15 protein-coding genes are annotated in these 15059 nt (G+C 62.6%); 2 read left to right on the top strand and 13 right to left on the bottom strand.

The annotated features are described in order from the left end of the window. Nucleotides 1–142 precede the first annotated feature (142 nt). Entirely contained in the window at nt 143–727 is a 585-nt protein-coding gene (locus tag B9Z03_RS09870) for a TetR/AcrR family transcriptional regulator (protein WP_085464053.1), read from the top strand. Nucleotides 728–940: 213 nt separating this feature from the next. On the opposite strand, the gene B9Z03_RS09865 is transcribed toward B9Z03_RS09870, so the two are convergent. The 10 genes from B9Z03_RS09865 to B9Z03_RS09820 all read right to left on the bottom strand — a co-directional run bounded on the left by B9Z03_RS09865 (nt 941) and on the right by B9Z03_RS09820 (nt 10285). After that, nucleotides 941–2146, bottom strand: a complete 1206-nt coding sequence (locus B9Z03_RS09865) for a cytochrome P450 (RefSeq protein ID WP_085464052.1) — start codon at nt 2144–2146, stop codon at nt 941–943. A gap of 93 nt (nt 2147–2239) precedes the next feature. After that, on the bottom strand, nt 2240–2797 hold the full coding sequence (locus B9Z03_RS09860; protein WP_085464051.1) for a carboxymuconolactone decarboxylase family protein: 558 nt from the start codon (nt 2795–2797) through the stop codon (nt 2240–2242). 34 nt (nt 2798–2831) lie between these two features. Continuing rightward, nucleotides 2832–4070, bottom strand: coding sequence for an NAD(P)/FAD-dependent oxidoreductase (locus B9Z03_RS09855; RefSeq protein ID WP_085464050.1), 1239 nt, complete (start codon nt 4068–4070; stop codon nt 2832–2834). A gap of 10 nt (nt 4071–4080) precedes the next feature. Then, entirely contained in the window at nt 4081–4404 is a 324-nt protein-coding gene (locus B9Z03_RS09850) for a 2Fe-2S iron-sulfur cluster-binding protein (RefSeq protein WP_085464049.1), read from the bottom strand. Then, nucleotides 4401–5426 (bottom strand): NAD(P)H-quinone oxidoreductase, encoded by a 1026-nt coding sequence (locus tag B9Z03_RS09845; protein WP_085467580.1) that lies wholly within the window; start codon nt 5424–5426, stop codon nt 4401–4403. The genes B9Z03_RS09850 and B9Z03_RS09845 overlap by 4 nt, the downstream gene beginning before the upstream one ends. 10 nt (nt 5427–5436) lie before the next feature. Further along, the gene (locus tag B9Z03_RS09840) at nt 5437–6288 is read right to left on the bottom strand and encodes a fumarylacetoacetate hydrolase family protein (protein ID WP_085464048.1); all 852 of its coding nucleotides are present in this window, start codon (nt 6286–6288) and stop codon (nt 5437–5439) included. 44 nt (nt 6289–6332) lie between these two features. Continuing rightward, a complete protein-coding gene (locus B9Z03_RS09835) occupies nt 6333–7313 on the bottom strand; it encodes a VOC family protein (RefSeq protein WP_085464047.1) in 981 nt (326 codons plus the stop codon). A gap of 57 nt (nt 7314–7370) precedes the next feature. Continuing rightward, nucleotides 7371–8384, bottom strand: a complete 1014-nt coding sequence (locus B9Z03_RS09830) for a TRAP transporter substrate-binding protein (protein WP_085464046.1) — start codon at nt 8382–8384, stop codon at nt 7371–7373. Nucleotides 8385–8481: 97 nt separating this feature from the next. Next, nucleotides 8482–9783 (bottom strand): TRAP transporter large permease, encoded by a 1302-nt coding sequence (locus tag B9Z03_RS09825; protein WP_085467579.1) that lies wholly within the window; start codon nt 9781–9783, stop codon nt 8482–8484. Nucleotides 9784–9808: 25 nt separating this feature from the next. Then, on the bottom strand, nt 9809–10285 hold the full coding sequence (locus B9Z03_RS09820; protein WP_210191361.1) for a TRAP transporter small permease: 477 nt from the start codon (nt 10283–10285) through the stop codon (nt 9809–9811). A 193-nt stretch (nt 10286–10478) separates the two neighbouring features. Between B9Z03_RS09820 and B9Z03_RS09815 the strand changes: the two genes are divergently transcribed. Beyond that, nucleotides 10479–11249, top strand: coding sequence for a helix-turn-helix domain-containing protein (locus tag B9Z03_RS09815; protein ID WP_280174842.1), 771 nt, complete (start codon nt 10479–10481; stop codon nt 11247–11249). Here B9Z03_RS09815 and B9Z03_RS09810 read toward each other — a convergent pair. The 3 genes from B9Z03_RS09810 to B9Z03_RS09800 form a co-directional block, all read right to left on the bottom strand. Beyond that, a complete protein-coding gene (locus tag B9Z03_RS09810; protein WP_085464044.1) occupies nt 11168–12799 on the bottom strand; it encodes a bifunctional 3-(3-hydroxy-phenyl)propionate/3-hydroxycinnamic acid hydroxylase in 1632 nt (543 codons plus the stop codon). The genes B9Z03_RS09815 and B9Z03_RS09810 overlap by 82 nt on opposite strands. Before the next feature lie 263 nt (nt 12800–13062). Further along, nucleotides 13063–13263: a hypothetical protein gene (locus B9Z03_RS09805; RefSeq protein WP_085464043.1), complete on the bottom strand. Its 201-nt coding sequence runs from the start codon at nt 13261–13263 to the stop codon at nt 13063–13065. 94 nt (nt 13264–13357) lie between these two features. Beyond that, the gene (locus tag B9Z03_RS09800; RefSeq protein WP_176247484.1) at nt 13358–15058 is read right to left on the bottom strand and encodes a TRAP transporter large permease; all 1701 of its coding nucleotides are present in this window, start codon (nt 15056–15058) and stop codon (nt 13358–13360) included. Nucleotide 15059: the final 1 nt, after the last annotated feature.

Below are 15059 nucleotides of genomic sequence, written 5' to 3'. Positions count from 1 at the left end.
ACACGCGTTTACGCGGTGTTCCCGAACGGCCTATATTGTTGACTTGCGACGCCGATGTTACTATCTGGTAACAGTAGATGTTACGCCTTGGTAACATTGTCAAGAGCGAGCCGACGAGAAGATCGGAAGCGAGGAAACGATCATGACGATTGCTGTCAAACATCCGCCGCGGGAGCGCATCATCGACGCAGCGCGCGACCTGTTCAGGAAGCACGGTATCAACGGCATCGGCGTCGACGCGATCGCCGAAGCGGCCGACAGCAACAAGATGACGCTTTACCGCCATTTCGGCTCGAAGGACGACCTGATCGTCGTGTGCCTCAAGGAAGCCGCGGCGGAGGCCGAAGCCTTCTGGGCGGATATCGAGGCGGCCAATCCCGGCGATCCGAAGGCGCAGCTAAACGACTGGGTGCACCGCGCGGGTGACTTCCTCACCATGGAGCATTGCAACTGCGAGATTCTCGACGCGGCCGCGGAGTTGGTGGACAGCGATCATCCGGCCCAGAAGTTCGTCAAGGACATCAGACAGCTCTATCGGACCCGCGTGATCCAGCTTTGCCGCGATGCCGGCGTGGCCGATGCCGAGCTGCTTGTCGACGCGCTCACGCTCCTGATCGAGGGCGCCCGGTGCAACTGGCGCATCGTCGGGCCCGAGGGAGCCGCGCCGCGCTTCGTGAAGATCGCAGAGATCGTGGTCGCCGATTTCATGCAGCGCCCTCGCGCCTAGGTCGAGCAGACCGTTCGTCACCGAAGGCGGCGAGCAAGTCAGCAACGTCCAGGCGCACCAACATATCAAGCACGTTCTCGAGCTGCGGGTTTCGTTGACACCGAGATAAGGTGTTTGACGGGACTGAAGAGCGGAAAGTGCAAGCCGACTGGCAATGTCGCCGGCCTTTCCCTGGGCCTTCTCTCTCCCAACTCCCTCTTTCTTTCCTGTTTTTCAGTCCGCGACGAACCTCACCGGCAGGCGTTCGTAGCCCCTGAGGACATTGTTCATCGCCAGGACCGGAACACCCACCTCAACCCGCTTCACCCGCTTCACCATCGAGGTAAGGATGCTGCGGATCTCGAGCCGGGCCAACTGCATCCCGGCGCATGAATGGATACCGTGCCCGAAGCCGACGTGATCGGTCAGCACCCGCTTCACGTCGAAGGTTTCGGGCTTTTCCCAGCGCCGCTCGTCCCGGTTGGCCGACGCATAGAGCATCAGCGCCCGCGAGCCTTTCGGGATCAAGGTGTCACCGACCACCTTGTCATCGGCCAGATAGCGAGTGAACCCGCGGATCGGCGACTCCACCCTGACCGCCTCGTTGATCGCATTGGGTATCAGGCTCGGGTCGTCGCGGATCATCTGCCACTGCTCGGGATTGGTTCCCAGAAGATACAGGAGGTGGCCGGTCGCGAAGATCGTCGTATCGAGACTGGGTCCGAGGTAGTCGCGCATCAGCATCTGCACCTGCTCGGGGCGTATAAGGCCCTTGTCGGCAGCCTCATAGAGCATGGACACCCAGCCATCCGGCCGCACCTTGTCGCGCGTCGCTTCGTTGACCGTATACGCCCGCATCTCCATGACGACAGGGAGCGCATCCTCACCGCGCTTGTTGGCGCCGCCGAGCATGTCGAACACCGCGCTCGCCCAGCGCAGCATGTTCTCACGCCCGTGTTCCGGCATTCCGACCAGCTCGGAGACGATGGAAACCGGAAGGTACTGCGCAAGGTCCATCATACCGTCAAAGGTGCCGCGCCGGACCAGCCGGTCGACAAGGTCCTCCGCCGTCGCCTCGATACGGCCTTTGACGTCGTTCAGCCCGCGCGGACTCAACGGCGCGGCGACGATGCGGCGCAGATGATCGTGAAGCGGCGGATCGGAAGCGAGCAGGTTCCCGGGTGCCATCCTGTTGGCAGCCTCGTTTCCCGAAACGCCGTTTCCGGATCGGAACGTCTCATGGTCTGCGAGGCACGCGCGCACGTCCGCGTGGCGACCGATCGCCCATAGCCCGTTTGCAGGCAACCAGACCGCGGCGCCGGCATCGCGGATACGCTGGTAGTGCGGATAGGGGTCGGCAATGACCTCGTCGGAGTAGATGTCGACATCATAGACGGGCGGGCTGTCCCACTGGCTCGTGGATTTCGTGGAAGCCGACATCGTTCCTCCTCCTTGAACAACTGCAACCCAAGGAACCTTCATTCGCGCGGTCCGCGCAACGTCTCGATCTGAGGTGTTCAACCTGCGGACAGGTTACAGCGGCTGCAACGGCGAATCCGCAAGCTCCCGGGCCACGTCTTGATCGATCGGCGTGTCGAAGGAATTCAGGATGAACGCCAGCGTGGTGTAGAAGCCAACGATGGCGATGAGATCCAGAACGCCTGCCTTTCCTGCGAGCCCGGTGACCGCCGCGAGGCTGTTTCCCGAGAGCTGGCGACCGGTCGAAAGCTCATCCACCGCGATCGCGACAACCCGGTAGCGTGGGTTCGAGACCGTGGCTCCCGCCACGATTTCGCGAATGGACCGATCATCCAGGTCGCAGGCCCTGGCCCGGACGATGTGATGCGCCTGCTCATAGGCGGACCGCATGTGGAAGGCGGCGCGCAGGATCGCGACCTCCGAAAGTTCGGCACCGAGGACATTGTCGACCACGACATGCTGCCGCAAGCCTGCCCAGGCCTTCAGCAAATCCGGATGATGGGCCATCACGCGGTAGACGTTCAGTCGCGACGCAAAACCGGACTTGAGTGGCACGAGTTGCTCCGGCCATTGCGACGGGTCGAGCGGGTCGAAATCGTCCTGTTCGTACATGGGTTTCCTGGATCCGAACCGTGCGACCAAATGGTCACGATAAGATTTCCGGCGACGTCGTCTTCGCCAGGTTGCGCAGATCGAATGCGGGATCCCCGATCGCGGCACGATCGACATGCATGTCGCTGTCGATCAGGCGGCGTCCGGCAAGAAAGGCCTGAGCGTCGTTGATGGCATCCACTGCAATGAGGTTGTCCTTCCTGAAATACCAGCAGGAACTGCGTGATCCGTCCGAGGTCCGGCGCAATACGGTCTCGTCATGGCCTGTCGACAGTCCCGCGATCTGCATCCTCACGCCGTGTTGCTCGGTCCAGAACCAGGGCCGGGGCCGATAGGCCCGCTCGCCGCCCAAGATGTTTGCGGCCACGGTTTCCGCCTGATCGATTGCATTCCCCACGCTTTCAAGCCGGATTGAACCCGCGGAGGTGCGGACCCGTGCGCAATCGCCGGCCGCCCATATGAAGGGGTCGGAGGTTCGGCAGAACTCGTCGGTGACAACGCCGTCGTCTACCTCGAGCCCGGCAGCGACGGCGAGCGCGGTCTCGGGGATCGCACCGATCCCGACGATGACCAGGTCACACGTGATCACCTCGCCGTTCTCCAGCTCCGCTCCTTCGACAATACCCTTGCCGAGAAGGCGGCGGATCCCCATCCCTTCGATGATCCGGGTACCGTGGGCCACATGCAAGGTTCGGAAGTATCGGGCAGTATCCTCTCCCGCCACCCGGTTGAGGAGGCGTTTCTGTGCCTCGACGACGGTGACCGCAAGGCCGAGCGATCTGGCGGCGGATGCAAGTTCGAGGCCCAGATACCCACCGCCAATGACCAGGATGGAGCGGGCGGATTGCAAAGCGAGAGACAGGCTGTCGGCGTCCGAGAAGGTGCGGAGGGTTCTGACGCCTTCCAGTGTTCCGCCGAGCGCAGCCGGCCAGCGTCGCGCCGCCGCTCCTGTGGCAAGGACCAGATGGTCGTAGGGGACAAGCTCGTCTCCCTGCAACTGGACCAGCCGGGCGCCGGGCTCGATCGCGATGGCGCGACATCCCAGGCGCAAGTCGATCTGCGCCTGGCTGTAGAATGCAGATGGCCGAAGATGAAGCTGGGCCATCGTCTGCTTTCCCAGAAGATAGGCCTTGGAGAGCGGAGGCCTTTGATAGGGCAGCGTATTTTCGTCGCCCAGAACTGTAATGGTGCCTTCGTGGCCATCGGCGCGCAGCTTTGCAACGAGCGTTGCCGAAACCTGCCCTGCGCCGATTATGACGACCTTGCGACCCATCGCCGACCTTTCAGTACTGCGAGGCCGGCACGGTGACTTCCAAGCCGTCAAGCGTGTCGCTCACCTTGATCTGGCAGCCGAGCCGGCTGTTCTCCATCCGCGGAGCCCCCGTCCCTTCGAGCAGTTCGTCTTCGAACTCCGACATTGGCGGAATCCGCTCGAGCCAGTCCGACGAGACATAGACGTGGCAGGTCGCGCACATGGCCGCGCCTCCGCACTCCGCGACGATGCCGGGCACTCCGTTGTTGCGCGCGATCTCCATGACGGAATCTCCGTCTGTCCCGACTGCGGATTTGACAGATCCGTCCTCGCTCCTGAAATGCACCTGGATCATCGTGGCTCCTCAGTGCCGGTCCTTGTCCCCGACAGACCTGGCCGGGACATCGTCAGCACGATCTTTCCGTGGTGGGTGTTGGCCTCGAGCAGACGGTGGGCTTCTGCCGCTTCTTCGAGGGGGAAGACCGCGTGCACGTGCGGCACAAGGCGGCCCGCGGCCAGATGAGGCACGACGTCTCGCGCCACGCGCTCCACGATCGCAGCCTTCCAGTCCGCAGAAAGCGGGCGGAGTGTCGAGCCGACCAGCATCAGCCGGCGGCGGAGCACCGGCTCAAGGTTGATCTCGGCGCGCGCGCCGCCTTGGAGCGAGATAAGAGCATAGCGCCCATCCTCCGCCATACAGGCGAAGTTGCGGTCGGCGTAGGCGCCCCCAACCATGTCGAGCACGACATCGACGCCGCGCCCGCCGGTGTGCCGCATCACCGCCTCGGTCCAATCCCCCTCGCCCGCGTCGATCGCCACCGATGCACCGATCTCGCGGCAGTATCGCGCCTTCTCCGCGCCGCGCGAGGTCGTGATGACGGAAGCACCGAGGCTTATCGCCCGCGCCACCGCATGCATGCCGATGCCGGAGGTGCCTCCGTGGATGAGAACGGTCTCGCCCGCGCGAAGGCCGGCCCGCATGACCATATTGAACTCGACTGTCATCGCGGCTTCCGGAAATGCGGCAGCTTCCTCCGCCGAAAGCGCGCTCGGTATCCGCATGACGTGACGGGCGTCGACACAGCAGTATTCGGCGTAGCCGCCTCCATGCACGAGCGCCGTCACCCTGTCGCCAATTCGGAATGGCGATTGTGCGTCGCCTGTACCGGCGACCACACCGGCCACCTCCAGCCCGAGGATCGGGTTGGCATCGGCCGGGACCGGATACCGTCCCAGCCGTTGCGAGATGTCTGGCCTGTTGACGCCCGCGGCCTGGACCTCGATGAGAAGCTCCCCCGGACCGGGCACGGGCGTGTCGACCGTCCCGACATAGAGGACATCCGGACCGCCGAGAGCATCGAACCGGATTGCCCGCATGGTCACGGGGTCAGCTTTCGTCGACTATGGGATTGGACAATGTGCCGATCCCGGAGATCTCGACCTCGATACGGTCGCCCGCCTTCATGAACAGCTTGGGCTCGCGGAAGAGGCCTACACCGCTCGGCGTTCCGGTGGCGATGACGTCGCCAGGCAACAGTTCGCACACGGTGGAGAGGTAGGCGATGAGCTTGGGGATGTCGAAGGCGAGGTCCGAGATCGGTGTCGACTGAACGACCTCGCCGTTGAGCCTCGTCACCATCGACTGCGCGGCGGGATCGCCCATTTCGTCCGCGGTAACCAGCCACGGTCCCATCGAGCCGCTGCGATCGAAGTTCTTGCCGGCCCAGAACTGGGTCGTGTGGCGCTGGTAGTCCCGCACCGATCCGTCGTTGAAGCAGGTATAGCCCGCAACGTGTTCCATCGCACGGGCTTCAGGAATCGCCCGCCCGGCGCGGCCGATGACAACGGCGAGTTCACCTTCGAAGTCAAACCACGTCGAGACCGAAGGGCGCACCATCGGTTCGGCATGTCCCACCAGCGAAGATGGATAGCGCGTGAATATGGAAGGATGGCTGGGCGCTTCGCGTCCAGTCTCCTTGATATGGGTCATATAGTTGAGCCCGATGCAAAGGATCTTGTCAGGATTGTCGATTGGTGGAAGCAGGACGACGGTGTCGAGCGGAACCTCGCGAGACGAGGCTGCGGCGTCCGTCAGGTCCGCAAGCGCTCCGGCCGCGAGCGCGGCACACAGGGTGGGAAATCTGTTCCTGAACGCCTCGCCGACATCCCTGACGGCGCTGCCTTCGACAAGGCCGTAGGACTTGACGCCGCCATCGGTGACGTACGAACTTATACGCATCTGAATGCTCCGGTTTTATAAGAAGGTTCGGGAGGCGGAGAACGTCATTCCTGCCTGACCATACTGTCGAACCAGGCGCAGCCGCTCGATGGATCAGGCGCCCGCTGGCCTCGCCGCGCAGCGTCCAGTCTCATGTCGCGCAGGCGTAGCCGGTCCGTGGAATCTTCTGGAAGGTAGAGGCGCTCGTGGCCCCAGTAGCTCGGCCCGTCGAAGGTCTCGTGAGGCTCCCAGGTCGCAGGGTCGATCACGCGGGCGCCCCAGCCGTATTCGACGAAGAATCCGGAGGGGCTGTTGGCGTAGAAGCTCATCATGTGGTCGTTCGAGTGACGCCCGAGCGTATAGGCGATCTGACCTTCAGCCTGGCTGGCAAGGTCGTACCCCTGACCTACATCGTCCAGGCTCAACAGCTCGACCATGAAATGATGCATGCCCTGACGACCGGTGCCGACCATCGCGAAGCTGTGGTGACGGCCGTTGAGGTGGAAGAAGTAGAGTTTGAACGGCTTGAGGCCGTAGTCGGTCACGCGGAAGCCGAGCAAGTCCCGATAGAATGGGAGCAACAGGTCAACATCGCGCGCGTGGAGCACGGCATGCCCCATGCCCAATGATTCCGTCTTGAACCCCGAAATCGCCCTGCCCGGCAGGAATGGGTCACTCGCTATGGCGGGTCCGCAAAAAACCTCAAGGCGATTGCCTTCGGGGTCGCAGAAAGAGATCAGCCGGGCCACATGACGCTGGTCCGCCAATGCCATGGGCTCAAGGGTAACGCGGACACCGGCGTTCTCGAGTCGCGAGGCCAGCAAATCCAACGCCGCCGCGGAGGCGACTTCCCAGCCCATGAAGCCGAGCCCGTCACCGGCGTCGTCAGTGACGACGAGCCGCTGCTTGCGGTCGTCCATCCGAAAGGCTCTTACACCTGCGCCGGCATCAACCTGCTGCATTCCAAGCAGGTTCGTGGCGAACGATTGCCATTCCTGCGTCCGCGTGGAACGGATTCCGATGTAACCGAGGGAGGCAAGGGTCATGATTGCAGCCCGATCCAAGAGAGGAGCACCGCGCTCGACAAGCGCGGTGCATGCCGATCACTGCGCACCGGTCTTGTGTGCGGCAATGGCCGCGGTGAACGCGTCGTAGAGAGCCTGGCCGCCGGGATTCTGGGCGATCCAGTCGGTCTGAGCGACGCTGACGGCCTTCTTCCACTGGGCGAGGAGCGCCTCGTCAGGGTCAAGGATCTTGACCTTGGAACTGGCCGCGATACGTGCGCGCGCTTCCACCATCGACTTGTCAAACAGTTCGCCGAACCGCTTGGAGAACGCGGCACCCGAGAACTTGTCGAGGGCAGCCTTGGCCTCCTCGGAAAGCGACTCGTACTTTGCCTTGTTCATGACCACCAGCATGGGCGTGGCCCCGAGCGGGACGGTGTTGTAGTTTGTGATGACCTCACCCATCCGGAATGTCTCGACAGCGCCCCATTGCGTCAGCGTGCCCACAATGAGGCCCTTGCTGATGCTGTCGGCGATCGATGGGCCGCTGATGCCACCGACTGGCACTGCGCCGATTGCCTTGATGGCGGCCAGCATCGTAGGCCCGGGAGCCCGGAAATTCGCGCCCTGCAGGTCGGACGGTGTCTCGACAGGCCGTGTCGCGGCGACGAAGTTGGGGAAGGACGCAAAGATCCCAAGCACCTTCAGTTTGTCATAGTCGCCCTTGAACAATCCCTTTTCGTACATTTCCCACATCGCAGCCGAACCGGCGCTCGCGTTGGGGACCACGAACGGCAATTCGGCGACGGTGCCCTCCTGGAACCGGCCCGGCGAATAGCCCGGAATGACCCAGGCGATATCGGCGACACCTTGTTCCACAAGCTGGAGCTGCTGTGCCGGATCTCGACCCAACGACCCTCCCGCGAAAATCTGAACGCTCAGAGCGCCATTCGACGCATCAGTAACGTCCTTCGCCCAGGGAGTGAGGATTTGCTTCGTCACCATGGCCATGGGGGGCTCGAAACTGGAGAAGCGCAGGGTTTGCGCCGAGACGACGTTGGTCGCGACGAAAATCGCTGCTGCCGCTGCGAGTAGGCGAGTCATGAAGTTCATCGAAGTCCTCCCTGGATGATGAATGAACCGATGCTAGCCGGCGCAGGGTGCCTGGGCACGACGGTTCCCGGTTTCGTCCATCTGACGGACATCGCTTTCACCGGATCATCTGCGGCAGCCAGAGAGTGATTTCCGGGAACAGGGTCAGCAAGGTAAGGCGCGCGAATTCGGCGCAGAGGAACGGAAGAATGCCGACATATATGGTCTTCAGCGGCACCGATTTGTACATGGAGTGGAGAACCATGACATTGATACCGATCGGCGGCGCCAGCATGCCGATGCCAATGACGACGATGTTGATGATGCCCCACCAGACGAGATCGTAGCCGAACGACAGAATAAGGGGCGCGACTATCGGCAGGGTGATTACCATGGCAGCCACTTCATCGAAGAAGGCTCCAAGGCAGATGTACAGAACCAGCAGGGCGGCGATGATCGCCAGCGGCGGTACGGGCAGTTGCGTGATTACGGACACCAGGAAAGCGGCGGCGCCTGTGACTGCCATGAAGTAGGAAAAAATCGTCGCCCCGAAGACCATGACGTAGATCATCGCGGTGCCGGCGCTGGCTTCGGCCAGCACCTTGAGGAAGCGCTGCCATCCGAGCCTGCGTCTGATCAGCGCGAACAGGAAAGCCACGACCACGCCGATGGCCGCGGCTTCGTTTACCGTGAATATCCCCGAGTAGATGCCGCCGATCACCACAGCAAAAAGGACGTAGACCCCCCATGCCTGCTTCACGGCCAGCCACCGTTTCGCAGAGGTCGCCAGAGCTCCCCGCGGACCTGCCTCCGGGCTGATCATCAGTTTTATCTGTATCGCGACGACATAGAAGACGATCGCCATGATGGCGGGCACCACGCCGGCGGCGAACAGGTCCAGGACCGACTGTTCCGTCAGCACGGCGTAGAGGATCATCATGCTGGAGGGGGGCACGATGATGCCGAGCGTGCCTCCCGCCGCAACAGAGCCCGCCGCAAGATCCGCCCTGTATCCACGCGAGAGCATTTCGGGCATTGCCACCCGGCCGAATGTCGCCGTCGTGGCCACGCCCGAGCCGCAGATCGCGCCGAAGCCGCCACTCGCAACGATCGTCGTGGTGGCCAGGCCGCCACGACGGTGCCCGATAAGGGCATAGGCAAGGTTGTAGACGTCGGATGCGAGACCGCCGGCTGCCGCCAGGCTGCCCATCAGCATGAACAGCGGGATGACCGCGAGGTCGAGGTTCGCCATCGCCGAAGCCGGCTCGCTGGCCATCAAGGTCAGGGCCGGAGCCCACCCGGCAATCTGGGCGAACCCAACCATGCCAACCAGGGCCATGGCGATGCCGATCGGTACGTGAAGGAGGATGAGACCCATCATTGCGATGAACCCGAGAAGAGCAAGCAGCAGCGGATCCATGACCACGTCCTCGCGATGAATGGGATCAGAGGTGGGCGTCGGTGGCGGCCGGATCATCCTCCGGGTCCGGCGAGCTGTTTCCGCCTCGCACCAGCGCTGCCACATCGGCCAGGAACACAGACAGCTGGACGACGGCCGCGAAGATCAGCATGACGCTCGCTGCCGTCCAACAGGGCCATACCGGCCATGCCAGCACCCATGTACGGTCGCCGTTCACTCGCAAGTTGGCGGTGTAAGGCACGATTTGCCAGGCAACGAGGATGATGAAAATCAGCGAAACGAGGCTCGCAAAGGCGACCAGTGCACTCTTCGCTCGACCGCCCGCGAGGGATCCGAACACCTCGACGGAGATGTTCTGCTTCATCGCGAGATTGGCAGGGATGGATGCCGAGATCACCACGGCCATGACGACCGCGCTGACATCGTTCACGCCCTGGATTGGCGTTTCGGCCAACCAGCGCAGGAGTACATCGAGCGATGTCATGACCGCGAGCCCCAGCAAGCCGGCGCAACCGATCAGGGCAAGTGTCTGGGATGCGGCACGGAGGCGCGCTTCGGTAGATTTCAACGATGTTCCTCCCGTTGCCCCGAAAGGAGCGATGTGAACTTGACGTGTGGAGGGTTGATTGCAATGTGGCTCCCCAGACTGTCCATCACGCGAACAGGGGTGGCTTGCCATTTCAAACTTCGGTTCAGTGCGTTCGCTGCAACGCGGTCTGGCAATCCTCCAGGCCGTGAACAGGCACAATGGAATGAAGGCCGCGGATATCGCCAAGCTGGCTGGGGTCCCACGCCCGACCGCCTACAGGCTGCTCGAGACCCTCGAGGGCCTGGGTTTCGTGATCCGCAGTCAGTCCGGGGATATGTGGCGCCCGACCTTGCAGACCAAATCCTTGAGTTCGGGCTTCAGGGACAAAGACTGGGTTGCGCAGATCGCCGTGCCGCAGATGATGAAACTCGGCCGGAAGCTGCTATGGCCTCTTGACCTGGTCACGTTCCGGAACTTCCGGATGGAGATACGGGAGTCCACGCACAACATCAGTCCCTTTTCGGTCGACCATGGCATGGTGGGCCGAGGTCTGCCCGTTCTCGACACAGCAGGCGGTCGCGCTTACCTGGCTTATCTGCCCGATGCGGAAAGAGAACAGGTCTTGGAGGCCCTACGGGCGGAACTCGGCGAGGAGAAGGTGGGATTCCACGAAGATGGCCCGCTGGAATTCATCCTCGATCGGACGCGCCAGATCGGTCTGGGCTATCGGATGCGGGGCTTCAACGAACGTACCATGAGCATCTCCGCGCCGGTGATGGCCGAACATCGCCCCGTCGCCTGCCTGACCATGATCTGGATCGGGTCCGCGTTGAGGTTTGAAGACGCGGTGCGCACTCACGGCGATGCGCTGAAAGCCACCGCACGTTCGATTGCCGACGAACTCGCCAGGTTGACCCTCGAGAACAACGACCTGTAGCGGCTCAGGCCGCTCACCAGTTCCGCAGGATCGAAGCTCGCGGCACAGTAGCGGTCCGGACGGACGAGCATCACCTGATCGCGGTGTGTGAGCAGCGGTCGGGCAGACGGATCGATCCGCATCCAGTTGGCGGTATCCGCGAACGGATCGCCGTTGTCGAGATGCACGTGCGCCATCGGGAGACCTAGCATCTCGTGACCGACGCCAATCGCGGCTGCCCTGGCCGCCGGCGACTGTGTGATGAGCGCAAATCCCGGCCCCAGCCTCTCGTCCAGGAGAACGGCTCCTCCACCGCTCGGGACCCGCGGCTGCGGAATCATCTCGCCCACAAGTGACGCCTCGAAACAGGGGATATCCAGATCGAGGAACAGGCCTTCGGCATATCGCGGCCGCGGCTTGAACTTCATCTGGATCAGATAGTCCCGCACGTTCGGATACGGTCCCAGCGCAGCGAGCAGCAGTTCTCTGAACCGCAGCTGTTCGGCATCGGCCGGCATCACGAAGTTGCCCATGGTGACCGCGACCAGGATCATATCCCATGCCGGCTTGCGCCGTTCCAACTCGTAGCTGTCCAGAATCGCCGCATCGGCGCCGCCCTTTACCGCGGCGGCTATCTTCCAGGCGACGTTATGGGCGTCGCGCAGGCCCGCATTCATCCCTTGTCCGGCGAAGGGAGGGGTGAGATGTGCCGAGTCTCCAAGGAGGAGGATCCGCCCGGACCTGAACCTGTCGGCCATCCGAGCGTGGAACGTATACACGGTCTTACGCAGGACCTTGGAGCTATCGTAGTCCCGAAAAGGTTTCAGCAGGTCGGCAAGGAAGCTGTCGGCGAGAACGTCTTCCCGCTTCTCGCCAGGAAGGAGCATGAACTCGTATCGACGCCCTCCATTCGGCGCAGGCACGCTGACCGTCGGCCGGATGGAGCTGCAATAGAACTTCGAGAATCTGGAAGGATCTGGATCTTCGATCATGTCGAGAACGATCCAGTCTTGCGTGTACGTGTTGCCGGACATGCCGATGCGAAGGCTCTCGCGGATCGGACTTCTTCCGCCATCGCAGGCGAGAACCCACTCGGTTTTGATCTGGTGCTGCCTGCCGCTTTCGTCGGTGACGTTCACGACCGGTTCGTCGCTCACCTCCGAAACGAGCGTGACGTCCGAGGCGAAGAACAGACAGCCCGGCGCCTGTTCTTCGAGCCGCTCACGTAGAGCCCGCTCAAGCTCGGGCTGGTAAATGTACTGCCTCTTGGCGAAACCATAGGTTTCAGGTCCTGCGCCCGTCTCGGCGATGCAGTTGCCTGCATCATCGAGATACTTGGAGCCGACCGCCTTCATCGTGTGCGCGACATAGCTCTTGTCGAGCCCGAACACTTGCAAGGTTCGCGCGCCTTCGTCATCCAGAACGATGGCACGCGGCAGGTTCATCGGTCCCGGCTCGCGGTCAAGCACGACGAAATTCACGCCATAGGCCGCCAGAAGATTGGCCACCGTCAATCCCGTTGGACCCGCGCCGACGATCACGACCTGGGTGCGGGAAGGGTAAGTTGGCATGCTGCCGCGCTCCTTGTTCCAACAACTGCTCCGATTGAAAATACCGGGAGGCCCATAAAGTCTACGCGCTCGGCTGGGCCGTCCGGTCCACGGACAACTGCGCCGCCGACCCGTTGCGAGTCGATGGCGCGGGCGCAATGCGTCGAACGTCCTCGGGATTGGGCGCTAAGCTGTCTTTTGCTAGCAAGTATCGCTGTGACCGCTTTCGCCCGTGTCGGCAACTGCTGCGTCCATTCCGGCTGGATGCCAACGCCGCATCACGCTTAGGTCAGCTTGTCCTGGCTGGCAAAATCATCGCGACCGTACTGCAGATCCACGCCGTCGCGATGGAGTGAGACCGCGAGATAGGTGCCATAGGCATCGATACCCGGTGTCGCCAGGACATGGGTGCGATCCACCGTCATGCCCCGCGCCTTGTGGATGGTCGCCGCGAAGATGACGTTCGGAAGGAATGACGTCGTCACGCCCGCGCCGCAGCAGCAGGCGTGATCACCTGGGTCATGATTGGCACTCTTCGTCCGATTGAAGACGAGCCAAAGCTGGTCGCCGCGATCACCACTATTTGACGAACTGCGTCAACCAGAGGCTGACGATGGGCAAGGCGGCAATTACTGCCAGTCTGAAGATGTCGGCGATCCAGAACGCCGTCACGCCACGGAAGATCGTAGTGGTCGAGACATCAGGCAGCAGCCCCCTCAGAACGAAGACGTTCAATCCGACAGGAGGGGTTATGAGGCTGATCTCAGTGACGACGACCACGACGATGCCAAACCAGATGGCGGCTTCGTCCGCAGTCAAGCCGAAGCCCGGCGCAAGCTCTATTATGACGGGGAAGAAGATCGGCACGGTGAGAAGAATCATCGACAGGCTCTCGAACACGCAGCCGAGCACGATGTAGATTGCCAGGATTGATACCAGCACCAGCCACGGGCTGCCCTCGAACGTTCTCGTGATTTCCAGCAGCACGTCGGGAAACGTCGTGTAGTTGACGAAGTTCGCGAAGAGCAAGGCACCAATCAGCACCGTAAAGAGCGACGCGACCGTCACTGCGCTTTCGAGCAGGGTTTCGTAGACCTCGCCCCAGGCGCGCGCCGAGTAGGTCAGCTTTCCGGCAAGAGCGCAAAAGAGCAGCGACAGCACGGCAAAGGGTCCATTCGAGCCAATGAACTGGACGGCACCTGTTGTTCCGCGCGAAATGCCGGCCAACACTGCCAAGAGCACCAGAATGGCGGCAAGCTGCACGGCGAGCATGGCCGAAGCGCCGGAAAGCCGCGCCAAGACATTCTCACCGGATCCCGCATGACGCCGTAGGAGCCCGAGGCTGACAAGCGCGAGCACCACGGTGAACACCGCGGCGGCAAGGGATGTCCCGACAGCGCCGCCGGTCAGCAACCGCAAGAGCAGCAGCGCCCCCATCAAGATCACGCCGGCGACGGACACGACCGCCAAATGATGAAGCAGTTCCGCCAACGTCTGCTTGCGTCCAAGGAAGAAGAGGAACGCACCCGCGGCGCCGATGCCGGCCGCCTCGGTCGGCGTGAAGACACCTCCATAGATTCCACCCATCACGATTCCAAAAAGAAGCAGCACGCCCCAGACGCCACGCAGCGCCGCCAGGCGCGAAGCCCAGTTCGACCGCTCCCCGGGCGGACCAAGCTGGGGCCAGAGCGCGATGACGGACTGTACGGCCAGCAGGTAGAAGCAGATGCCGACAATTCCGGGAGCGATGCCCGCGGCAAAGAGCTTGCCGATGCTTGTCTGGGTCATGATGCCGTAGAGAACGAGAAGGACGCTCGGCGGAATGAGGATACCCAGCGTTCCGCCGGCGGCCACCGATCCGGCGGCTAGGCCGTCGTCATAGCCGTATCGGCGCATTGAGGGCATCGCGACCTTCGACATCGTCGCTGCGGTCGCGAGCGAGGATCCGCAGACCGCACCGAAGCCGCCGCAGGCCACGACCGTCGCCATGGCGAGTCCGCCGCGTCGATGCCCCAGGAAGGCGTAGGAGGCCGCGTAGAGTTCATCCGACAGCCGTGCACGGGTGATGAAGTTGCCCATGAGCACGAAGAGCGGCATTACGGAGAGTTCGTAATTGACCGCCGCGTCGAACGCGGTCTGTCCGATGTTCGCGAACGCCGCCGATGCGCTGGCGACCCACAGCATGCCCAGTCCGCCGACCACCGCCATTGCGAAGGCGATCGGCACGCGCATGAACGACAGCAGCAGAAGCGCTGCAAAACCCACCAGTGCTTCGGTCACC

Origin of the sequence: Mesorhizobium australicum (assembly GCF_900177325.1) — a bacterium.
GTDB classification, from domain to species: Bacteria; Pseudomonadota; Alphaproteobacteria; order Rhizobiales; family Rhizobiaceae; genus Mesorhizobium_A; species Mesorhizobium_A australicum_A.
This window is presented reverse-complemented; position numbering and strand designations above follow the sequence as displayed.

Excerpts from the sequence above, each read along its gene's own strand:
- B9Z03_RS09870 (WP_085464053.1), top strand. The coding sequence starts at position 143 with ATGACGATTGCTGTCAAACATCCGCCGCGGGAGCGCATCATCGACGCA.
- B9Z03_RS09865 (WP_085464052.1), bottom strand. The coding sequence starts at position 2,146 with ATGTCGGCTTCCACGAAATCCACGAGCCAGTGGGACAGCCCGCCCGTC.
- B9Z03_RS09860 (WP_085464051.1), bottom strand. The coding sequence starts at position 2,797 with ATGTACGAACAGGACGATTTCGACCCGCTCGACCCGTCGCAATGGCCG.
- B9Z03_RS09855 (WP_085464050.1), bottom strand. The coding sequence starts at position 4,070 with ATGGGTCGCAAGGTCGTCATAATCGGCGCAGGGCAGGTTTCGGCAACG.
- B9Z03_RS09850 (WP_085464049.1), bottom strand. The coding sequence starts at position 4,404 with ATGATCCAGGTGCATTTCAGGAGCGAGGACGGATCTGTCAAATCCGCA.
- B9Z03_RS09845 (WP_085467580.1), bottom strand. The coding sequence starts at position 5,426 with ATGCGGGCAATCCGGTTCGATGCTCTCGGCGGTCCGGATGTCCTCTAT.
- B9Z03_RS09840 (WP_085464048.1), bottom strand. The coding sequence starts at position 6,288 with ATGCGTATAAGTTCGTACGTCACCGATGGCGGCGTCAAGTCCTACGGC.
- B9Z03_RS09835 (WP_085464047.1), bottom strand. The coding sequence starts at position 7,313 with ATGACCCTTGCCTCCCTCGGTTACATCGGAATCCGTTCCACGCGGACG.
- B9Z03_RS09830 (WP_085464046.1), bottom strand. The coding sequence starts at position 8,384 with ATGAACTTCATGACTCGCCTACTCGCAGCGGCAGCAGCGATTTTCGTC.
- B9Z03_RS09825 (WP_085467579.1), bottom strand. The coding sequence starts at position 9,783 with ATGGATCCGCTGCTGCTTGCTCTTCTCGGGTTCATCGCAATGATGGGT.
- B9Z03_RS09810 (WP_085464044.1), bottom strand. The coding sequence starts at position 12,799 with ATGCCAACTTACCCTTCCCGCACCCAGGTCGTGATCGTCGGCGCGGGT.